We start from the raw sequence: 20,002 nt of genomic DNA on the forward strand, positions 1-20,002 counted from the left end.
AGTGGGCCGGAGGCGGAATGAATGGAGACAATAGATGCGAATAGTCACAAACTGAAGCTGATTTCACGGGAGTTTGCCGGGTTTGAAGCTTCTTTCGGGGTTCAGGCAAGCTACTTCAAAAATCTAACCGGATGGGATATTGAGCGGGAGTTTGAGGAAATTCACCGTTTATATGATCGCATGATTGCAGGGAAGGAAGCACTTTCCGATTCGCATGATTTATTTCTGTGCGTCACAGATTGGCTGCCGGAAGCGATACAGCAAGGACTGTTGGTTCCGCTGAATGAGTTTCTTCACGCAGATCCACCTGAAGGGTGGCCTCTGGCCTGGGCTTCCAGTATGCGAGGGCTGCAAACGGATAAAGACGGCAGCATTTATGGTATAGCGTACCATGATGGTCCGGAGATGTTTATTTACCGGAGTGATTTATTTAACGATCAGGTGGAGAAGGAAGCTTTTTATAAAGAATATGGATATCCGCTGGAAGTGCCTGAGACTTGGAGTCAGTTCGTAGATGCAGCGAGATTTTTCACCAGACCGGAAGAGGGAATGCATGGTGCATTAACAGCGTCCTATCCCGATGGTCATAATAATGTGTACGATTTTCTAATCCAGCTCTGGAGCCGTGGCGGTGAGTTGGTTTCGAGTGATTGGCAGCCGGTTTTTCATCAGAGTATCGGTCAGGAGGCTTTGCAATTTTTGGTTGATTTGATTCATAAACATGGAGTTGTGCCTAAGGAAGCTTTGGGAATGGATAGTGTTAAGAGTGGTAATTATTTTGCTCAAGGAAGCGTAGCTATGATGTGGAACTGGGCAGGCTTCGCTGCCGTTGCAGAAATGCCGAGCATGTCCAGAATTGCTGGGAAAGTAGGCACAGGCTTAATTCCAAAAGGTGATGGGCCGGATGGACGCCACATGTCGCTCAATATTTATTGGATACTTGGTATCCCGGCAGGCAGCACGCATCAAGCTATGGCTTACCAATTCATTAAAGAAACGGCATCTGCCGCGATGGATAAGGCGACTTCGATGTGCGGAGGTAACGGGACACGTTTATCCACATGGAGAGACGATGAGGTGCGCAAGCAATTTCCATATTACAGAAATATAGAGACTGTGCATCAAAATGTCAACAGTCCGCTGCCGATTCCCGAATATCCTGCGATAAACGAAGTGCTGTCACAGATGGTAGATGATGCTTTGAATCTTCGATGCACCGTAGCTGAGGCGCTGGGCAGGGCTGCCGGACAAGTGCACAATATTTTGAAAAAAGGCGGCTACTGATGACGGATGACTGGATAGTTGAAAATGAATAAGTGGCTGGGGGATGCGAATGGAAGCATGAACATAGGGACACATGTAAGGAAAATGGCTTGAATAGAAACATGAGTCAATATACGGAGCGATGATTGGTGCATAAAAGGACATCACGCGGGTAGACTTTTGGACCGTAATATGACTTTTGAGTTTAATGGAGGAGATACTAATGAGCCTAGTTCATGATGGTGATAGATTTATCAACCTGGACTATAAACCACAGATGCCTCAGGATAAATCAAAAGGGATTGCAATCGTTGGCGCCGGCGAGATAGTTGTTCACGCACATTTGCCTGCATATCGGATGGCTGGATTTCGTGTCATTGGTATTTACGATCTGGACAGAACCAAAGCAGAAGCAGCCGCTCAGGAATATCCTTCCATGGTGGTATTTGCTTCATTGCAAGCTCTGCTGCAGCATCCTGAGGTTGAAATCGTTGATATAGCGGTTCCGGCTAAATATCAGCCAGAAGTCGCTAAGCAAGCAGCGGCACAAGGCAAGCATATCTTATGCCAGAAGCCGTTAGCTGAAACTTATGGTGAAGCGAAGGCTTTGGTGGAAGCCTGTGCTGCTTATGGCATTAAGGCCGCCGTCAATCAGCAGATGCGCTGGTCTCCCGGCATTCAAGCAAGCCGCTCTATAGTTAAGAATGGTTGGCTTGGAGCACCGCTGCAAGCTTCGATCCAAGTCAATGTTCATACGCAATGGGAAAATTGGCCATGGCTTGTACAGATCCCTACGCTTGAAGTGATGTATCACAGCATCCATTATATAGATTCAGTCCGCTACGTGCTGGGGCTGAGCCCTGAGTACGTATACGCGGATGGATCCAAGTTTCCTGGTCAGCCTTATAAAGGCGAAACCCGTACGATGATCCATATGAAATTTCCGGGTGAAGCCCGCGGTCTTATCCATGATAATCATAACAATCATATGCCCCAGGATGACTGGTATGCTACGTTCCGCTTCGAAGGGACCGAAGGCAACATCAGCGGGACTAACGGAGCGCTCTATAATTATCCGACTGGGCAAGAGGATACGATAAGCTTTTACAGCAATCGCTTGGAAGCGGGGCGACTCTACTCGCCTTCATTGGAAGGTAGATGGTTCCCTCATGCTTTCATGGGGACGATGGGTGAGTTGATGCGGGCTGTTGAAGAGAATCGTGAGCCGGAGAACAGCATTTTGGATAATTTGACTACTTTACAGACTGTTTTTGCTGCGTATCGCTCGATGACGGAGAATCGTCCGGTTTATTTGGAGGAAGTGGATATTTAATGGGAATGCGGCTGGTAGGGATACCGGCCGTTTTTGTGTGTCATTAATTACAAAGCATGAACGAGCGTCTTGTCGTGATTCTGATTCTGCATGAGTGGTTTTTTACGTGGAAATGGATTGAATAACCTATAAATTAGAAGGGATCAACCTATGATGCGGGGATTTTTTTGTAATATAGTCAACATAAGATCGGGAATTTTATTTAGTTAAGTATATGTAAACCAAAATTTGGAAGCGGTTGCACGTTGTAAGTGCTAATTAATACTTAGTCCTAGGGAGTATACTGAAATACAGATTAAATGAGAGCGATTACATGTTGTGTAAGAATAACGCACTAAAGTTCTCTATTGAAAGGGGTGATAGAAGATTAAGATTCAGCATCGGGGAAGATGGAAAGGTTGTGAAAATTTAATCTAAAGTGATAATTCATCTAACATCAGGTCCAATCGATCGCTTTGCTGATACATAGGTCAAGCCTTTTTGCTCCATTAGGATCAAGCGCCAGAAATTTATTTCATGCAACCTATTTTTTCTTTGGAGGTGCCTTTTATTTTGCGTAATCAAATTGCACGTGTTTTATGTTTTATGCTTTTGTTGAATGCCCTTTTTGGGGGCGGGATGTGGGTAACACCTGCATCGGCTGCAGATATTGGATCTTTATCATCAGTTGCAGATAGTGTTTATGATCCTGTAACGGTTTTTAACAAAGATTTTACTCAAGCCTTTGATGGACAATCAGCCTCGCAACTCGGATTCGATTATTCAACTCTTTCGGCAGGTGAGGGATCTGCTAATGTGGAAGTTGATCCAGTTACAAATGAAAAAGCACTTCATCTTAGTGTTAAAGGAGCTGGAAGCGGTGTTGAATTCCAAATCAGCAAGACCTTTAGTGAAACTTTGACAGGTACTATTTCAACAGAGATCACTTTCATGCAAAAAGGAACCACTAAGATGAAAGACAGGATACTTTTGTTCAGTCCTCCTGGGGGTGGAGCAACGAATCTGATTAATGCAGGATTGGATACATCGAAAGGTATTGTGTATTTTCCAGATACGGCTCCGACAGATCTAGCTACCCCTTATAATCTGAATCAATGGTATACCATGAGAATAGAGCTTAACACAGTAACTAAAAAATTCAGTATATGGCTGGACGGTAAATTAATTAAGGCTAGGCAAAATACTAATAACGTCTATGATCTAAAAAAAATATCAATCGCTACCCCAGCTGCAAATGGCGATTTGTATGTACGTGGAATAAAAGTTACACGTATTCCATTTAATCCATACCCTAAAGCTCCTCTTGTTATCAGTGTTGTAGGGAGAAACACAAAGATCGCATTTTTCTCTGAGTCCTATACTTGGGCTTCAAAATATCGCTGGAGGATAAAGGAAAAGGGACAAGCGGATTGGTATAATTTCTCTGCAACAGCAAACTTCACAGAGAACGCATTTACTAGCAACAATATTCCTGGTCCTAGTGCTTCCAGTTATTATGACCCCATACAGAAAAAATCAGTTCCCTTAACAAATGGTAAGACTTATGTCATAGGTTTCTCTGTAGTAACTAGGGATGAGTTAAATAAAATAGACTACGAAGGTGAGATATTCGAATTTGAAGGTACTCCTTATGCAAGCACACCGATCCAAACACCAGCTAGTAGTGTGATTGGAACTGTCACCGCATATAGTAACTACAATGCAAACCAATGGTCTATTAATTCAGGGATGAATGTTGGCGATTTGACATTTGCAGATAAAACTATCAGGTTTACATCTATTCCAGCTAAATATACGAGTATGGACTGGATTAGAACAACACAAGCCGATACAATGACATATCCTAATGCAGCTGACGGTACTGCTTTCCCAGATATTGCAGATTTCACTGTTAAAGACGATGCTACTGTGTATGTGGCAGTAGATATACTTGAAACAACGCTTCCTCTGTTTTTGTCAGACTGGACTGACACAGGAGACACAATACAAATGAGCGATGCGGCGACTGCGTACTTATTTAAAATTTACAAAAAAGATTTTGCTTCAGGCAAGAAAGTGACCATGGGGTATAACAACTATAATGACTTTAAAGCAGGTAAAAACGCAGGATATTTCGTAATGGTTAAGCGTACCGCGATTGGTTTGACTTTGGACCCTATAAAAGAATGGGTTAATTCTCCTTCGTATTCTTTAACAGGTTCAATAAGTGATAATGTGTATTCTAAAAATGTTACATTGTCTGTTTATCAGAACCAAAGTGCCGTCTCGTTGTACAAGGAATTTCTGCCAAATAATAAATTTAAGGTAAATTTGAACTTGCTGCCAGGAGCCAACCTTATCGAAGTTTACGCTGCTCGAGATAATTCTACACTTTCAGAGAAGTCAACGGTAGTCATTAATTATGATTTAATTTCACCGGAAATTCGCATTTCAACACCTCCAGCTGCAGTTAAAGATGCTGTCTATATTATTCAAGGTTCTGTAAGCAAGGCAGCTAAACTGACTGTAAAACACAATGGTATAAAAATAGCAGATTCTGTTGTAAAAGCTGCGTATGAGCCTTTTTCATATCCGCTAAACTTAGCGGAAGGATCTAACCAGGTTGAAATTTCATCTGCAGATCTTGCTGGAAATGTTAGAGCAGTTAATTATTTAATCAACTATATATTTTGGGCAGGGCAAGCGGCAACTTATGATCTAAATGGAAATCTTTCTAATGCATTATCACCATCGAAGGATATTCTGGCACAAAGAAAAGTGACTAATTCATCAGCGTCAACCAAACAAATTACGCTATGGTTTGTTTTGTACGATGGAAACAATTCCATGCTTAACTATTCCAGTGTTATTGCTGATTTTGAACCAGGAGAAACAAAGACACTAATAACAGGATTTACTCTACCGAGCAATGTAACCGGCTATCATATGAAGGCGTTTATTTGGGACAGCCTGAATGGAATGAAGCCATTATCGGATGAAGTCCAACTGCAATAATATATGGTTAAGGAGGTTATGAAATGAAAAAAGCCCTGCATATAGGGATGTGCTTACTGCTTGGTCTAAATATCTTTTTATTTGATTTACAAAGTGCTGGAGCAGCGACAACTGCCCAAACATCCTCCATATTAGCAAGTCCATTAGAATTAAAAGCTGTTTCTGGTAATGCTGCCGTTGATTTATCTTGGAATCCAGTAATAGGTGCCGCATCATACAATGTGAAACGCAGCACTGTTAACGGCGGACCTTATAGCACCATTAATACTAGTAATATTGTGAGCCCAAGTTATACGGATAATTCTGTTGTTAATGGCACCATGTATTACTATGTGGTCACAGCTGTTGGCTCAGCAACAGAGAGTATCATTTCGAATCAAATTAAGGCAACTCCATATTTATCGACCGCAGGGGCTCCCTTGGCTCCAGCAGATTTCTCAGCGGTTGCAAATGACGGCAGCGTCGAACTATCATGGTCGGCGGCACTAAATGCAACATCTTACACAGTACTTAGAAGTGAAGCAAGCGGTGGTCCATACTCCCCAGTCGGAAGTAATCTGACTGCTACTGTGTATAAAGATGCATCAGTCACCAACGGGAAGCAATATTATTATGTAGTATCAGCTTTGAATTTAAGTGGTCTCAGCCAAAATTCAGAAGAAATTATAGTTGTGCCTGCCACAGTGATTACTGTATCTAAGGACGGTAGCGGAGATTACTCTAATATTACCGATGCGCTTGCAACAATTCCCTCTACTAATGCGAGCCGCAAAGTTATTTACATCAAACCAGGCACCTATCAGGAAAAAATAACTATTAAAGCTCCTTTTGTAAGCTTAGTGGGGGCTGGTAGAGATAAAACAAAGATCATTTATAATGATTCAGAAAAAACGGTGAATCCAATCAATAAAAGTACTCTGTTACAACCGCTCGAGACTGCGACTCTATCCGTAGGTGATCCTAAGATCAGCACGGCAAATCAATTTAGCGCTGAGAACCTGACAATTGAAAACAATTCCAAAGCAGAGAATGGTCGAGCACTTGCTGTGCTAGTTGCTTCAGATCAAGTAGTTTTTGATAATGTGAGAATTGTAGGCTATCAGGATACCCTTTACGCAGGAGTTTCTTACGATACTAAAGAAAGCAGACAATACTATCATAACAGTGAAATCAAGGGCCGTACTGATTTTATTTATGGTCCTGCGACTGCTGCTATATTCGATCATGTGGATGCTATTAGCGTCAACTCATCCGATTCCTCGGACATGGGAGGGTATGTGACTGCAGCTGCTACAAAAAATCCGAACGGGGACGTTCCCGGACTAGTTTTTATTAATTCTCGCCTTATGAAAGATAATTCTACGAAAGGCAAACATTACTTGGGTCGTCCATGGCAGGATCAGCCAACTGTGCGATATATCAATACTTGGATGGATGATCATATTCATGTGGATGGCTGGACTCCGATGACCGAAGGACTAAGCACTTATTACTTGTCTGAATATAACAGTATGGGACCTGGTGCAAGTCCAACAACTCGCAAGATGTCTTCACAGATGTCAGCGCAAGAAGCGAGTAATTTGACAATCCCACGAATATTTGAAGGATGGGATCCATCAAGAAAAATTGTTATTCCGAAGATTTTTCCAGAAGTAACCTCCAAGGTGGCTCCAGCTCTTCCAGATGGACAATTAGGTTCTTATACTAAGCCAGTTATAATTTACATGGAAGTTAACGGGGAACTTCCGGAGGAAAATCGAGTTCAGTATAGGATCAATAGTGGTCCATGGACTACTTATGCTGCAGAATTTCAAGTAAGTCAACCGGGTACAAGTAACATACAATACCGTTATGTCAATAACTCAGAAATCGCTACAACCGCTCAAACAGTGACGATTAAAATTGATCCAAATGAGCAGCCTAGAGTACCTGCATTTCCTGGTGCAGAGGGGGCGGGCATGTACACAAAGGGTGGACGGGGAGCTGAAGTTTATGTAGTAGATAATTTGAATGATTATGATACTACTAAAGGTGAAGCAGTTATTCCGGGAACAATTCGTGATGCCATCAGCTCAGGAAATAGGACGATTATATTTAAAACCTCGGGTACTATCAATTTGAAGAGAGGTTTGGATATTACAAATTCTAATATAACTATTGCTGGTCAAACTGCACCTGGTGATGGTATTGCTATCAGTGGTTATATGGTTAAGTTTGGAAACAACGACACAGGTAAAGATATTATTGTCAGGTATATCCGATTTAGAAACGGAATTGAAGTATTAAGTGATACAGCTGATATTTCGGGAAATAATGTAATTATTGATCATTGCTCCTTTAGTTGGAGTACGGATGAGACTTTTTCAGTAAAGAATCGTAAAAATTTTACAGTACAATGGAGCATTATTAGTGATAGCTTGAATCAGTCTATCCATGATAAGGGAGCGCATGGCTATGGAGGAATATGGGGAGGTACGAACGCTACCTATCACCATAATCTCATTGTGAATCATAATAGCCGAAATCCGCGTTTCGATCGACAAACTGATTTTGATAACTTCCCTACTAAAATTGATTATCGCAATAACGTCATTTATAACTGGGGAGGAAACTCTGCATACGGTGGGGAACAGGCCGTTGGAATCAATATGATCAACAACTATTATAAGCCAGGACCTAGCACTTTTGATGGGGTCAAGAGCCGGATTATTAATCCCTCAGATATAGGAGGAGGAGGAGGAGCTTTTTATATCGACGGCAATTTCATGGAAGGCGCGGCCGATGTTACAGCTGACAACTGGGTTAAAAATTCCAGCGGGGGCTTTAAAGCGATTTCTCCAGATGGCACATTTATCCGTAAGCTTAAGCCTATGATTATACCAGATGCATTAGATCCTATCGGTGGACCAGTTAATACGGACACGGCAACAGTAGCTTACGAAAAAGTGCTTCAAAGTGCGGGGGCATCTCTTCCGAAACGTGATTCTCTGGATCAGAAGATTATGAATGATGTTAAATTAGGTAAGGGCAGACTTATTAACACTATTGCAAGTGATGGTGGGTTACCTGAGTTAAATTCTGCAGTAGCTCCTAACGATAGCGATGGGGATGGCATTCCAGACTCTTGGGAAATAGCTCACGGCTTAAATCCGAACTTAAAGACAGATGGTGCTTTAATTAGCAGTAACGGTTATACGAATCTTGAAAATTATATCAATTCATTGGTTGTTGCAGTACCGCTAAATCCTAATATAGCCATTGTTAGCCCATCGATGCATCAAGCTTTTACAGTAAATGATTCGATAAAGATTACCACGAATGCATCCTCAGATGCTACAAATGGCAGCATCGCCAAGGTAGTATTTTACGACGGTGATCAAAAAATTGGGGAAAAGGCGGCTGCGCCTTATGAGTTTACATGGTCTAATGCTCCAGAAGGAGAGCACTATGTATATGCCAAGGCGGTGGACAATAACGGTGTAATGACATTATCTTCAGTGGTTATTATTTATGTAAATGGTCCTAATAATGTTACTCCTTGGATTTCCAAAGATATTGGTCAAGTGAGTATCCCGGGAACAGCAAGTCTAAATGGGACGAGATATATGGTTAAAGGATCTGGAGATATTCGAAATAAGGCGGATTCTTTTCAATATGTATATCAACCGGTTCAAGGTAATTTTGAAATGATCGCAAATGTTGGCTTTGCTTCTGAAATTGATGAGAGGACTAAAGCAGGGCTAATGATTCGAGACAGCCTTGATCCCGATGCTAAGACAACAGCACTTTTTCTAACCCCTGATGGTACTAGTGACAAGGCAGTAGAAACAAGCGGCAGAAAGATTTCTTTATTGCATCGAGATGTTAAGGGAGGAGACTATAGTGAGGATTTAGTAAGAAGTTCCTCACTTAAGGCCCCTTTCTGGTTGAAGATAGTAAGAGACCAAAATACAGTTTACGGTTATTTATCAAATAATAGTGTCACTTGGACTCTGGTTGGATCCAAAAAAATCGATATGGGAGATACGGTATATGTAGGTATGGCAGTGGATGCTCCTAAATTGACAAGCAACTCGGACTATTTAACTGCGGCTTCCTTTAGCGATGTGAAATTCACTCGTTCCGCACTCTTCTCTATAAGTAACCCCTTAAGTGAGGCAGTGGATATTCCCGATTACTCAATAAAAGGAAGTGTAGCAGACAGAACACAATTAACTGTAACTAACAATGGGGTTACCGTTGTTGATTCTGTATATGCAGAAGCAGGAGCATCATTTTCATATAAACTTAATTTGAATGAAGGGATGAACACGATCATCATCTCTGCAAAGAATAGTGAGCTTTATGGAAATGTAGTTAATTCTAAAACTCTGCAGGTTACCTATAATAAATCAGCAGTTCTCTTTACACCCGCATCACCAATACCTACTTCAGTTAATGTGTCGGCTTTTAATTTAGCAGGGAAGATCAGCAGAACTGCTGCGGTCACTGTCAAATTGAATGGAGTAACAGTGAGTAACAATCTCAACATATCGGCAGATACTCTATTTAATGTACCGTTAACTTTGCAGGAGGGGATAAATGAGATCGTAATATCAGGAATCGATGCGTATGGAAATACAGGTTCGAAGACTTATCAAATTACCTACAATAAAAATTGGGGCGCTGCAGTGTTTACAGTTAAAAATATTACTCTAAAAGATCTCAGTGGCAACGTACTAACTGGACTAAGTAATTCAACAACTGTAGTTACAGATGTGACCGTCCAGAATAATTCTTTAGTCAATCAGAGTGGTGTTCTAGTTGTAGCAATGTTTAATCAGCAGGACCAAATGGTTCGGTATTCTTTATTAGATCAATCCATCTCTGCAGGTACGAACAAACAAATAAAAGCCATTTTAAAATCACCGGATTATATAATGGGCTACACCATTAAAGCTTTTGTATGGAACAACATAACAAATAAGACAGTGATTTCGAATGTAGTCACTGTACAGTAATTTAGCTGTTCAATTGAAAGGGACACGAGGGTCGGCATTATTGCTGTTCCTCTCGTGTACATACCCTAGGGAGGAATATGCTTGAGAAGATGGACTGTAATCCTACTATCGTTCTTGCTTTGCTTCGGATCGATGCTTCCTGTGGCAACTGCTGCCACAGCACCGACAACAGTAAACGCAACTTACGACAGTATCACTGGGAAAGTGGTGGTTTCAGGGAATTTTGGTTCTACACCTGGAAAAATCGTGACGCTGCAAGTTAGGAACCCTAATAATCAAATGCAACAGTTGGATCAAGGGTTAAGCGCAGCAAACGGAGCTTATCAATTTACTTTTATAATAAATAATAAAGTAAATGGAACCTATATTGTAAATGTTGGTGGAGATGGTGCGGCGGTTGCGGCTACTACATTTCAAGTGGCTTCTACTCAAAATGTTACTGTCAACGCATCCGTCAGCGGTACAACAATCAACATTTCCGGCAACATGGGCAGCACAGAAGGAAACACAGTCAACGTCGAGGTTCGAAACCCTTTGAATGAGGCTATCTACACGGATAAAGGGAAAAGCGGAGCAAACGGAGCATATCAGTTCAGCTATACAATGAGTCAAAGGTGGAGCGGAGTTTACACTGTGAAAGTTTGGGGCATTGAAGGTGATGCCGTTAAAATTACAACATTTAGTATCCAGAGTGATTCGAGTAGTTCCACATCACCTACTTCAGGCTCAGGTGGAGGCGCACCTTCCCCAACTGTACCAATTAGTCAAGTGGGAACACAGATTGAGCTAACTGCAAAGCTGGATCCATCGACCGGCGTTGCCACTGCAGCTCTGGATGCTGCCCAGTATACAAGTGCTTTGCAGCAGGCTCAGGCGGAAGGTCTGAAAAACATCACAGTAACTATTTCTGATGTTGAAGGAGCCAAGCAGTACGCTTTAAAAGCGACGGCAGACTTCTTTTCATCCACTTCATCGAATGTAAACTTAATGATAGCTACTGACATTGGTACTGTTGTTATACAACCCAATATATTGAAAAATATAGATCTGTCAGCAGCTAAAGAGATTACATTAACTATCGGACTAAAAGACAAAAATGATTTACCAACCGCCCTTAAAAGCCAGATCGGCAATCGACCAGTCATCGACTTAACTATCAGCGTTGACGGCAAGGTCATACCGTTCAATAATCCAAACACTTCGGTTACGGTATCTGTTCCTTACCAGCCGACAGCTGAAGAATTGCAAAATCCGGAGCACATTGTTGTATGGTACATTGACCAGCAGGGCAGCGCTCAGGCTGTTCCAACCGGAAGGTACGATGCCGCAAGCGGGATGGTGACATTCAAGACGTCCCATTTCAGCAGTTACGCTATTGTCTATGATCTGAAAAGCTTCCAAGATCTAAGTTCTGTTTCCTGGGCAAAGAAATCAATTGAGGTTATGGCTTCCAAAGGGATTATTTCAGGAGTTTCAGATACATCCTTTAATCCCGGAGCTAATATTACCCGGGCTGATTTCATGATTTTGTTGACCAAATCGCTGGGGCTGGAGGCATCAATTAGTTCAAACTTTAACGATGTAGCACCTGCCGATTATTATTACAAGGCTGTAGGTGTTGCCAAGCAATTAGGTTTAGCTGAGGGGCAAGGGGATAATCAATTTAACCCCCGAGAGCAAATTTCGAGGCAGGATATGATTGTTCTTATATCCAGAGCTTTGAAGCAGGCGGGCAAATGGAGCTCGTCAGGTACAGCGGATGATCTGGCTTCATTCACAGATAAGTCGGAGGTTGCCGCTTATGCAGCCAATGATATTGCAGCTATGGTAAGCGCTGGTGTGGTAGAAGGCAGCGGAAACCTGCTGAACCCAACAGGAAATGCTACTAGAGCGGAAGCAGCGGTTCTATTTCACAGGATTTACAATAAATACTGATAGAGTAGGGTTTTAATAGCTAAATAAAAAAACGCCTTTTTCGTTCGGAATTGAACGAGGAAGGCGTTTTTACTTATGCCACAAGCTTGCTGTACTGCACTAAACCGCCTCTTCCGCCATTCCACGGCGCTGCTTCAGCTTGCGCCACACCACTCCATGGCTTGGGGAGAACAGCAGCGCGATGATGAACAGCACGCCTGCTACGGTGATCATGCAGCCTGCGATGGATGCATCCAGCAGCACGGACATATAATAGCCGGCTGTAGAGCTGATCACACCGATGATCATGCTGTAGGCGATCATAACGCCGAGGCGCTCCGTTAACAAGTAGGCGGTTGCAGCTGGGACGACCAGCATACCAACTACGAGGATTGCACCCACGCTTTCAAACGATGCCACAGTTGTAACAGAAACGAGTCCCATCAGAACGTAGTGGAACAGTACAACCGGAATGCCAACGGCTGCAGCCATGGCTGGATCGAATGAGCAAATCTTGAATTGCTTATAAAATAAGCCGATTACCGCGGCGCTTAGCAGCAGCACCAATCCGAGTGCCCATACAGCTTTGGGGCCGATATCCATTCCGGCAAATGTGAGGGTGTCCCATGGTACGCGTATGATTTCACCGTACAGCACACAATCAAGGTCCAGATCGACCTGGCGTGTATATAAGCTAACCAACACCACCCCGATGGAGAATAATGCCGTAAACACTACCCCAATAGAAGCATCGGCCTGAACACCGCCCTGTTGAAACAATTGGATCAGAAAGACCGTAATAAGTCCCAGCACGGATGCTCCAAGCAGCATCCAGAAGGAATCCCGTGACCCGCTCAGCAAGAAGGCAATGACAATACCCGGCAGCACAGAATGGCTGATCGCATCGCCGATCATGGCCATCTTGCGCAGGATGAGAAAACAACCGAGCAGGCTGCAGGAGCAGGCGACCAGCGCCGCTGTCAGCAATATCCAAAAGTCATTCATGATTGTGCCTCCTTGCTCGAAGTTACTGCTGAAGTCGTTACAACCATGACAGTATCCCGTTGTTCCTGCAGCACCGCTTTCTTAACTTTTAGCCTTACTAGCACTTTGGATAGTACCCCACGGCGCGGTGCGAATATAACCGAGATCAGAAATAAAGAGGTTGCTGCAAGCACACTCAGCGGACCTGTAGGTAAATTATTGGCTGTCGTACTGATCAATGTACCGACAAAGCCGCTAACGGCTCCGAAGAAGCCGGCTAGAACGACCATTACACCGAGCCGCTCCGTCCAATAGCGGGCTGAAACAGCAGGCGTGATTAGCAGAGCGGACATCAACACGACACCTACCGCTTGAATGCCAACTACGACAGCAACAACGATCAGAAACATGAGCAGCTGATCGAGAAAAGCAACCGGATAGCCCAGTCCTTTGGCAAAGCCGGAATCGAAGCTGAGCAGCTTGAACTCTTTAAACAGGAGGGTGCAAGCCAGCACTAGAACGAGCGCCACAATCGTCATAACAATGACATCGGATTGAACCATGGAGGCCGCCTGCCCGAATAGAAATTTATCCAATCCGCTCTGGTTGCCACTATCGCTATGTTGAATTTGGGTAAGCAGGACAATGCCTAGACCGAAGAAGACGGACAGCACAATGCCGAGTGCGGAATCTTGTTTAATCCGTGAATTCCTTGTTACGAACCCGACTCCGAAGGTTGCAATCAAACCGGCTACAGCAGCCCCGATCAGAAAGAAGAAAATTGATTTCGAGCCGGTAAGCATAAAAGCAATACATATACCGGGAAGCGCAGCATGAGCCAGCGCATCGCCCATTAAGCTTTGCTTGCGCAAATAAGCGAAGCTGCCGAGGACGCCGCTGCTCAAGCCGAGCAGCACACTACCAAGTAGAATCCATTGAGTATTGGGATCGAGAAACAGCTCTAACCAATTGATATCGAACATGGGGCTCACCTCGTGCTGACGATGATAGCATCATCGTCCCGGGATAGAAGGGTCAAGCGACCTCCATAGGTTTGCTGTAAATTTTCTTTGGTGAAAATTTGGGAAGTGGGTCCGATCCCCATTAATTGTACATTCAGCAGCATAACCCAGTCGAAATATTCCCTCACGGTTGCCAGATCGTGATGCACAACCAAGACGGTCTTGCCTTGCTTTTTCAACTCATTCAGCAGAGTTATGATTGCTTTCTCCGTTGCGGCATCAACGCCAACGAACGGTTCATCCATGAAATAGAGCATAGCGTCTTGGGCAAGCGCTCTGGCAAGAAAAATCCGCTGCTGCTGGCCGCCTGATAGCTGGCTGATTTGCCTGCCGGCGAAGTCCGTCATGCCGACTTTCTCCAGAGATTCCATGGCGATATTCCGTTCCTTCGCTCCAGGCCGTTTAAACCAGCCCAAGTGGCCGTACCGCCCCATCATGACAACATCTAACGCGCTGATGGGAAAGTCCCAATCCACAGATTCGCGCTGCGGCACGTAGCCGACCAGCTTACGCTGCCCCGTGTACGGCTTGCCATAAATGGACACGCTGCCGGTTACCCGGGGAATAAGGCCAAGAGCTGCCTTGATGAGCGTCGATTTGCCAGCTCCGTTAGGACCGACAATGCCAATCAGCTTGCCTTCGGGAATTTCAAAGCCGATATCCCGTAGTACTGGTTTATTTTGATAAGCTACGGTCAAATTATCTATGGTCAATGGGGCTTGCTTCGTAGACTTCATGAGGCACATCTCCTTTGTAATTGATATGTGGTTGCATGGGGGCTGTTAACTTCATTCCTGATGTTTTTCTGGGCTCTCGGTAAGTTATCTTATTTCAAAGCACCCACAATGGTGTCAACATTATGCCGGACCATTCCGATGTAAGTCCCTTCGGTCGTGCCGTCTTTACCCATAGCATCGGAAAACAGCTCTCCGCCAATCTTGATTTCATGGCCCTGCTTCTTGGCTCCTTGTATAACGGCCTCGATCGATTTCTTAGGCACACTGGACTCAACGAACACAGCCTTGATTTTATTGCTTACGAGAAATTCCCGCAGATCCGTTACATCCTTCGAGCCGTATTCTGATGCTGTGCTTATCCCTTGAAGCCCCATTACTTTGATTCCGTAAGCATCACCGAAATATCCGAAAGCATCGTGAGCTGTTACAAGCACCCGCTGGTTCTCAGGAATGGAGGCAATCTGCTTCGCCGCATATTGGTCCAGCTCCTCCAGCTGTTTCATATACGCTGCCGCATTGTTCTTGTAGCTGGCCGCATTGGCTGGGTCCACTTTGCTTAATTCGTCACGTATGACCTCCGTTGCGGAAATCCAATGCTTCACATTAAACCAAATATGCGGGTCATGTGAGGCCTCGCCGCCCTCCCAGCCGCGAAGTTGTTTCTCCGGAAGGTTACGCGATACAGCTACGGTTGGTTTTTCGCTGCCCATTTTCTCAAAGATTTCGACCATTTTACCTTCCAGATGCAGGCCGTTGTAGAAAATAATCTGAGCTTGCTCCAGCTTCTTCACATCCCCTTGGGATGCTTTGTATAAATGGGGGTCCACCCCCGACTTCATTAGACCGGTTACTGCCACATGATCGCCGCCCACCTGCTTCACAACATCTGCTATCATGCCTATCGTCGTTGTTACCTTTAATTTTCCATCCATTTCACCGCTTGTTTGTGTGGAGCATGCAGTAGTCAGCAGCAGCAGGGACAAAAACGCGAGTGTGATAAAAAATCTTGTAAAAGCAGGCTTGACCTTGTAATTCATGAAATTATACACCCCTTAGTCATTGTCATTAGTAATGAAGCCTCTCTTGTAGAACATCTATCCATAGTATTTGAAAATATGCCTTACGAAAGTTGTCTCATGCCTAAATATTTGTGATAAGCAATAAAAATTTCCCTCGCACCTTTATTTTAATTATATACAAATTTGTTTCCTTTGTGCAACATTTTTTGCAAAAAAAATTAAGGGGCAGCGGAGCCTTTACTTATCCAGAAAGTAACTCGGCTTCCTTTGGCTGCCTCTTCATGGGGCATAGGCTCTTGTTTGAACACAGTCCCTGCGGCTAAAGGGTTCGTCTCTATATAAAATGTATAGCGGAGTCCGTAGGCCAAAGCCTGTTTTTCCGCATCTTCTCTGGTTAAGCCGGTAAGGACGGGTACGACGACATTGCTCCCGTTTTCTGGTACCACGGGTTCTTTGGTGTTTTTAATTTCTACTGGTTGGGGCTTATTAACAACGGACGGGGGTGTCTGCTGTTGATTGCCCGTGGAACTGGCTAAAGTGGATTTAGAGTTAGATTCCTTATGTCCGGTAGTTTCGATCAAATAAGCGAACACGCCAATAAATACTACTGCACTAAGCAGAGCCAAAGAAAGGGTTAAAGAAATGCGTTTCCACACCAGCTTGCGAAAAAAAACATGCTTGAGCGTCGTAAACAAAGTACCAAGAACCATGACTTTAGGGGATTGGCTTGGAGCCAGGTCATAATCATCAGGATCTTCGATACTTTCCTGTTCATTGGGCGCATGAAACAGTTCTTTGAGATTTTGAATAAAGGAAAGGGCAGAGATTCGCTCCTCATATGCGTGGATGATGGCAGTGACCACTGCTTTTTTCTGTGATAGAGACAGTTCCTCCAGCAGCTGTGAGTTTTGCAGGCCGTGTCTCAGAGCTTCCGTATCGGCAGGCAGCTTGTCGGTTTGAGTTACGAGACAGTAAAGTACACCACTGAGCTCCTTAGACAAGCGATGCTTGTGATGGGATTGGTCCCAGGTATTGATTAATGAAATTTGTAATTCATCGCTTACCCACAGGTTGTTAGGGCTTATAGAAAAGTTCAACGGACGGTCCTCCGCGATTTCCATCAAGGTTTGACCCATGCCAGTAACGAAGGCTGCCGCCTCCTGAAAGGTGAAGGTATGATTAAGCATGACCTGCTGCAGCGGGTTTCCTTTTATATATTTCATAATAATATAGATATGGCTCTGATCCATTTCCACATCAAATACATGCATGTAGGGTGCGCTATTCGTGATTTGAACAGAGTTTCCTATTTGATGAATGTAGGCTTGGGCATCGGGTTGACCTTGATGGGGGACGGCATAAATGAAAACAATCCTTTGCAGCGATAAATCTTTACCTCTATATAAAAGGCCGTTGTCCAGAGGAATAATGAGTTCCTCCCGTGTATACCGGTTGGAGACAGGCTTCATACGAATCACTCCTTAATACTTACTTAACCATATTATTCGTAAGGAGTATCAATTTTGGGATGATGGGGGCGAATTTTTTCATGTAAACTGCTTTTCCATTGAAATATAGGAATGTTTTCTAAGAGGATACCTGACTTCTCCAACTTTTTCATATCCATTTTTTTCATAAAGGGCGACGGCTGCCGCATTAGTTTGGTAGACATCAATCCGTACACTTGTATATCCTTGATTGTGAGCCAGATGTTCAGCATAGTGCAGCAATTTCTTGCCAAGGCCCCGGCCTTGTTGTTTGGGATGAACGGCAAGTCTATGAATGCAGCAAGCTTTTCCTTCATTGTCTTTCCAGCTTAAGGTTTTATACTTTTCACTTTGCAAATCATCGAGCGTAATCGCTGCTACATAACTATTGTTTTCTTTGATTCCGTACATAGTTCCATTCTTGATATCTGTTTTATGAGTAGAACGATTGGGATAGAGCCACTTCCATTGATCGTTGCGCTGCTTGTTTAATTCAGCCTTAACCTCCTTGAAAAGGGTGATTATGGCCGAATAGTCTTCTATGCTTACTTTTTGAATTTCCATAAAACTCTCCCTAGTTATTAATATTGATTAAGAGATACTTCCATGAAAAGTTAAGGCTTGCTGATTTTACGCTTGCTGATTTCTTCGGTGACGACAAAAGCCAGCTCTTCATTGCCGAATAACGACAACACGCCGAGTAATGTTTCATCCGGTACTTCTCCCGACTCATCCTTAGGAACGGTTAAATCTATGGCGCGCTGCAGCGCTTCCCCTATCGTTTGTTCCGGATAAGCCCGCAAATACAGCTCTGACGGATCTATGTCATGGTTAACGCACCACTGGGCAAACACGAGAATCATCATTTCTTGATCTCGTTGATAGTTACGGATAACCTCTTCTTCGTACTCTTTTTGATTCATTGAAAAATCCCCTTTTAGACGGTAATATCAAACATAGGCTGTAATAACATTATATCGAAAGAACAGGTGTGTTCACAATGATAATGAATGAAAAGATTAAATCATCAGAAGTTCTGCTGACCGGTATAAACGGCGAGGATCTGGGCATTGTTGCGACCTCTGAGGCACTGTTGATGGCCCGAAAGCTCAAGGTGGACTTGGTATGTACGTCTCTGATGAGCAGTCCTCCGCCATGCAAGCTCATCGGAGCGGGGGCAGCCAAGCAGGAGGCTTTAGCGGAACGCAAGAAGGAGCATAAGCCTAAGCTGAAGGAAATTCGACTGACGCCGCAAATTGAGGATCATGATTATGAGACGAAAAAGCAACAAGCGGAACGGATTCTAAAGTCCGGTGATGCTGTCTTGCTCGTAGTAAGCATTCGCGGCAAAGAGGGAGACAGGGCCAAGGAGCTGCTGGAAGCACTGTTAAAAGATTTAAACGAGGTGGGACGCAAGAAAACAGGCATTCAGCTAAGCGGCAAGCAAGCGATGGTTCAAATAGACCCAGTGTAAGGGAAGGTTTCATTGAAGGGCTCGCATGAGGTGCGGGTCCTTTCTCTTTGCTTAATTATAGGAAAAAAAGAGACCCACAAGCAACGGGCTGTGGGTCTTTCAAATATATATATCAAAAAAGGGGGTCGAATATTAGTATAGCCCAGTTTCATTAAAGGAAGATGAATATTGTATTTCAGTTATATTACAATTTCTGTTGGATATGCACATCCAAGACAAGATTGTTATAATAGGTGAAACGGAACGTAACGTTATTTTTTCCTCAGGTTGCTGATTATAGGGTTTGGTTCATGCAGGAAGGAGTAATGGGAAATGTTTTATTTTATCGTAGTACTGGTTACTATCATTGATCAAGGCTTTAAATTATGGGTCCGAATGAATATGGATGTAGGTGAGTCCATCGTTATATGGAATCATATTCTGAACTTTACCCATTACCAGAACAGCGGAGCTGCAGGCAGCACCTTTCAGGGCTATGGCCGTTATTTTGTAATTCCTGCGGTTATCTTTATCGGATACATCCTGTATTCCCGCCGGAAGGGAAATCTCAAGGGTGGACTTGTTGAAGTGGGGACTGCGTTTTTTGTAGGCGGAGCGTTAGGAAATGCAATAGATAGATTATTGTTCGGAAAGGTAACGGATTTCATTGATTTTCACATGGGTCATGGAATTCTGAACATTGCTGATAATGCCATCAATATTGGCGTGGTCGCGCTGCTGCTCGATGCATTGATAAGTGTAGTTAGGAGCAGGCGAAGGGCTAGTGTCTGAAGCT

The 20,002-nt window shown here is 43.7% G+C and carries 14 protein-coding genes; 7 read left to right on the plus strand and 7 right to left on the minus strand.

The window, feature by feature from the left end; translation table 11 throughout:
- The first annotated feature begins 21 nt into the window (after window positions 1–21).
- The 5 genes from ACFQ0C_RS05535 (at window position 22) to ACFQ0C_RS05555 (ending at window position 12,525) form a co-directional block, all read left to right on the plus strand.
- Window positions 22–1,284, plus strand: a complete 1,263-nt coding sequence (locus ACFQ0C_RS05535) for an extracellular solute-binding protein (RefSeq protein ID WP_379364731.1) — start codon at window positions 22–24, stop codon at window positions 1,282–1,284.
- Between the two features lie 202 nt (window positions 1,285–1,486).
- Window positions 1,487–2,596, plus strand: a complete 1,110-nt coding sequence (locus tag ACFQ0C_RS05540; protein ID WP_379364733.1) for a Gfo/Idh/MocA family protein — start codon at window positions 1,487–1,489, stop codon at window positions 2,594–2,596.
- A 552-nt stretch (window positions 2,597–3,148) separates the two neighbouring features.
- Window positions 3,149–5,590: a hypothetical protein gene (locus ACFQ0C_RS05545; protein WP_379364735.1), complete on the plus strand. Its 2,442-nt coding sequence runs from the start codon at window positions 3,149–3,151 to the stop codon at window positions 5,588–5,590.
- A gap of 23 nt (window positions 5,591–5,613) precedes the next feature.
- A complete protein-coding gene (locus ACFQ0C_RS05550) occupies window positions 5,614–10,590 on the plus strand; it encodes a pectinesterase family protein (protein ID WP_379364738.1) in 4,977 nt (1,658 codons plus the stop codon).
- Window positions 10,591–10,671: 81 nt separating this feature from the next.
- Window positions 10,672–12,525, plus strand: coding sequence for an S-layer homology domain-containing protein (locus tag ACFQ0C_RS05555; RefSeq protein WP_379364740.1), 1,854 nt, complete (start codon window positions 10,672–10,674; stop codon window positions 12,523–12,525).
- Between the two features lie 99 nt (window positions 12,526–12,624).
- Here the strand turns inward: ACFQ0C_RS05555 and ACFQ0C_RS05560 are convergent, their stop codons facing one another.
- From ACFQ0C_RS05560 to ACFQ0C_RS05590, 7 genes are all read right to left on the minus strand, one after another.
- Window positions 12,625–13,509: a metal ABC transporter permease gene (locus tag ACFQ0C_RS05560; RefSeq protein ID WP_258212892.1), complete on the minus strand. Its 885-nt coding sequence runs from the start codon at window positions 13,507–13,509 to the stop codon at window positions 12,625–12,627.
- Window positions 13,506–14,471, minus strand: coding sequence for a metal ABC transporter permease (locus tag ACFQ0C_RS05565; protein WP_379364742.1), 966 nt, complete (start codon window positions 14,469–14,471; stop codon window positions 13,506–13,508). Before ACFQ0C_RS05565 ends, ACFQ0C_RS05560 begins: the two co-directional genes overlap by 4 nt.
- A 5-nt stretch (window positions 14,472–14,476) precedes the next feature.
- Window positions 14,477–15,247, minus strand: a complete 771-nt coding sequence (locus tag ACFQ0C_RS05570) for a metal ABC transporter ATP-binding protein (RefSeq protein WP_379364744.1) — start codon at window positions 15,245–15,247, stop codon at window positions 14,477–14,479.
- Window positions 15,248–15,336: 89 nt separating this feature from the next.
- Window positions 15,337–16,284 (minus strand): metal ABC transporter solute-binding protein, Zn/Mn family, encoded by a 948-nt coding sequence (locus ACFQ0C_RS05575; RefSeq protein WP_379364746.1) that lies wholly within the window; start codon window positions 16,282–16,284, stop codon window positions 15,337–15,339.
- A 200-nt stretch (window positions 16,285–16,484) separates the two neighbouring features.
- A complete protein-coding gene (locus ACFQ0C_RS05580) occupies window positions 16,485–17,735 on the minus strand; it encodes a PASTA domain-containing protein (RefSeq protein WP_379364748.1) in 1,251 nt (416 codons plus the stop codon).
- Between the two features lie 78 nt (window positions 17,736–17,813).
- Window positions 17,814–18,317 carry a GNAT family N-acetyltransferase gene (locus ACFQ0C_RS05585; protein ID WP_379364750.1) on the minus strand — a complete coding sequence of 168 codons (504 nt, stop codon included), beginning with the start codon at window positions 18,315–18,317 and terminating at the stop codon, window positions 17,814–17,816.
- 50 nt (window positions 18,318–18,367) lie between these two features.
- Window positions 18,368–18,676: a hypothetical protein gene (locus tag ACFQ0C_RS05590; RefSeq protein WP_379364752.1), complete on the minus strand. Its 309-nt coding sequence runs from the start codon at window positions 18,674–18,676 to the stop codon at window positions 18,368–18,370.
- A gap of 77 nt (window positions 18,677–18,753) precedes the next feature.
- Here ACFQ0C_RS05590 and infC point away from each other — a divergent pair, with 77 nt between their 5' ends.
- Both infC and lspA read left to right on the plus strand, forming a co-directional pair.
- Window positions 18,754–19,227 carry a translation initiation factor IF-3 gene (gene infC / locus ACFQ0C_RS05595; protein WP_379364754.1) on the plus strand — a complete coding sequence of 158 codons (474 nt, stop codon included), beginning with the start codon at window positions 18,754–18,756 and terminating at the stop codon, window positions 19,225–19,227.
- 312 nt (window positions 19,228–19,539) lie between these two features.
- On the plus strand, window positions 19,540–19,998 hold the full coding sequence (gene lspA, locus ACFQ0C_RS05600) for a signal peptidase II (protein WP_379364756.1): 459 nt from the start codon (window positions 19,540–19,542) through the stop codon (window positions 19,996–19,998).
- Window positions 19,999–20,002 lie beyond the last annotated feature (4 nt).

Origin of the sequence: Paenibacillus sp. GCM10027630 (assembly GCF_042676305.1) — a bacterium.
Taxonomy (GTDB): domain Bacteria; phylum Bacillota; class Bacilli; order Paenibacillales; family NBRC-103111; genus Paenibacillus_S.